Genomic DNA, 2,735 nt, shown 5'->3' on the forward strand with positions numbered 1-2,735 from the left:
CCTGAACAACGGCCTCGCCCACAGCTATCTTTCGGCCAAGGCGGAACTCGGCAAGGAACGGGCAATCGCGCTCTACCGGGCGCTCGACGACTCCGTCGACAGCATCGAGACGCTGGTCGCCGAGGAGGGTATCGACTGCAATTTCCGGCGCGCCGGCAAGCTGAAGCTCGCCTCCAAGCCGCAGCATTTCGAAGCGATCGCCCGCAACTTCGAGGCCGTCCATGCCGAAGTCGATCCGGATACGGCGCTGCTGTCGCCGAACGATCTCAAATCCGAGATCGGCTCGCCCTTCCATGGCGCGATGCTGTCGAAGAAGAGCGCCATGATGCATATGGGCCGCTATGTGTCGGGCCTCGCGACGGCCGCCGCTCGACACGGCTCCGTCATCCACGAGAACACCAGGGTGACCGACCGCAGGCAGGCTGGCCCCAGGCATGAGCTGACCACCTCGCGAGGCAAGATCAGCGCCGACAATGTGCTGGTGGCGACGGGAGCCTACACGACACCGAATTTCAACTACTTTCGCCGCAGGCTCATCTCGGTCGGCAGCTTCATCATCGCCACTCGGCCGCTGAGCGATGTCGAGATCGCCGCGACCATGCCAGGCAACCGGACATGCGTGACATCGATGAACATCGGCAACTACTTCCGGCTGTCGCCCGACAACCGCCTGATCTTCGGCGGCCGCGCACGCTTCTCGGCGACTTCGGACCAGCGCTCGGATGCCAAGAGCGGGCAGATATTGCAGGCAAGCCTCGCGGCGATTTTCCCGCAACTTTCAAAGGTCGAGATCGACTATTGCTGGGGCGGGCTGGTCGACATGACCAAGGACCGCTTTCCGCGCGCCGGCTATCATGACGGCATCTGGTACGCGATGGGCTACTCCGGTCATGGCGCGCAGCTTTCCACCCATCTCGGCATGATGCTTGCCGACGCCATGCTCGGCCGCGAAGACCGCAATCCGCTGAAGGGGCTCGAGTGGCCTGCAATCCCGGGCTATTCCGGCAAGCCGTGGTTTCTGCCGATGGTCGGCCTCTACTACAAGGCGCTCGACCGGATCCAATGATCGAGCTGGAGCTTAGCCCAGCCCGCCGATGTGAAAGCTTTTCATCTCGAGATATTCCTCGATGCCGGCCTGCGCGCCCTCGCGTCCGAGCCCGGACTGCTTGACGCCGCCGAAGGGTGCGACCTCCATCGAGACCGAGCCGGTGTTCAAGCCCACCATGCCGAACTCGAGCGCCTCGCCGACGCGCCAGGCGCGTTTCAAGTTCTCGGTGTAGAAGTAGGAGGCAAGCCCGTAGGGCGTGCCATTGGCGAGCGCGATCGCTTCTTCTTCGGTCTCGAAACGAAAGAGCGGCGCGACCGGGCCAAAGGTTTCCTCGCCGGCGAGCTGCATCTCGTTCGTGGCGCCGGTCAGCACCAGCGGCGCGACATATTGCTGGCCTTCGGGCAAAGCCGGCTTCTGCGTGATGATCGCAGCACCCTTGGCGAGCGCGTCCTCGACATGGCGGTTGATCTTCTCGACCGCCGCCATGTTGATCATCGGCCCGATGGCGACGCCAGGCTGCGTGCCTGGCCCCACGGCCATGGCGTTGACGCGAGCGGCAAGCTTCGCGGCGAAGGCGTCATGGACACCGGCCTGGACCAGGATGCGGTTGGCGCACACGCAGGTCTGACCGCCATTGCGGAATTTTGAGACGAGGGCGCCCTCGACAGCGAGATCGAGATCGGCGTCGTCGAAGACGATGAAGGGGGCGTTGCCGCCAAGCTCGAGGCTGAGACGCTTCACGCTGTCGGCAGCGCCACGCATCAGCAGCGAGCCGACCCGCGTCGAGCCGGTGAAGGAGATCTTGCGAACGGTTTCGTTGGCCATGATCTCGTTGCCGATGTCGGTCGGCATGCCAGTCACGATGTTGATGACGCCGGCCGGGATGCCGGCCCGTTCGGCAAGCACGCCGAGCGCCAGCGCCGAATAGGGCGTGAACTCGGACGGTTTGATCACCACCGTGCAGCCGGCGGCCAATGCTGGCGCGGCCTTCCGGGTGATCATGGCGTTCGGAAAATTCCATGGCGTGATGATGCCGCAGACGCCGACCGGTTCCTTCAGCACGATGATGCGGCGGTCTTGTGTGGGCGAGGGGATGGTGTGGCCGTTGATGCGGCGTGCTTCTTCCGCGAACCATTTGACGAAGGACGCGCCGTAGCGGATCTCGCCCTTGGCTTCGTCCAGCGGCTTGCCCTGTTCCGTGGTCAGGATCAGTGCCAGATCGTCCAGATGCGCGAGCATCAGACCATGCCAGGCTTCCAGCAGCGCCGCGCGCTCGGCATTGGTCTTCTTCCTCCAGTCCCAATAGGCTGAGGCCGCGGCCTCGATGGCAGCGCGGGTCTCCGCACCGGCCATGCCGGGCACTGTGCCTATCGTGGCCTGCGTCGCCGGATCGATGACGTCGACCGTCTTGCCGGAGCTGGCAGCAACCCATTCGCCGCCGATCAGGCCGGCTTCGCGCAAGAGGCTTTTGTCCTTCAGGGTTTTCATCGGAAACGACCTTGCATTCAGCTGAGCGCCGCGACGATGGCGGCGGTGATGGTGTCTGTTTTGTCCTTGCCGGCAGTGGTTCCGATGCCGCGCGCGGTCGTCGCTTCGACCGCCTTCATGATGCGACGTGCGGCGGCGGTTTCGCTGAGATGTTCGAGCATCATCGCACCCGACCAGATAGTGGCGATCGGATTGGCGA

3 protein-coding genes are annotated in these 2,735 nt (G+C 64.2%); 1 reads left to right on the plus strand and 2 read right to left on the minus strand.

The annotated features are described in order from the left end of the window. The coding region (locus EOA29_RS31835) for an FAD-binding oxidoreductase (protein WP_145969912.1) at positions 1 to 1,066 on the plus strand (1,066 nt) is incomplete at its 5' end. A 12-nt stretch (positions 1,067 to 1,078) separates the two neighbouring features. On the opposite strand, the gene EOA29_RS31840 is transcribed toward EOA29_RS31835, so the two are convergent. Further along, positions 1,079 to 2,536, minus strand: a complete 1,458-nt coding sequence (locus tag EOA29_RS31840) for an NAD-dependent succinate-semialdehyde dehydrogenase (protein ID WP_127222109.1) — start codon at positions 2,534 to 2,536, stop codon at positions 1,079 to 1,081. A 17-nt stretch (positions 2,537 to 2,553) separates the two neighbouring features. Continuing rightward, positions 2,554 to 2,735, minus strand: a 182-nt coding sequence (locus EOA29_RS31845) for an isocitrate/isopropylmalate family dehydrogenase (protein WP_245468612.1), incomplete at its 5' end; no start/stop codon positions are given.

This window comes from Mesorhizobium sp. M1E.F.Ca.ET.063.01.1.1 (genome assembly GCF_003998155.1).
Lineage (GTDB): Bacteria > Pseudomonadota > Alphaproteobacteria > Rhizobiales > Rhizobiaceae > Mesorhizobium.

Coding starts and splice junctions, on each gene's coding strand:
- EOA29_RS31840 (WP_127222109.1), bottom strand. CDS start 2,536: ATGAAAACCCTGAAGGACAAAAGCCTCTTGCGCGAAGCCGGCCTGATC.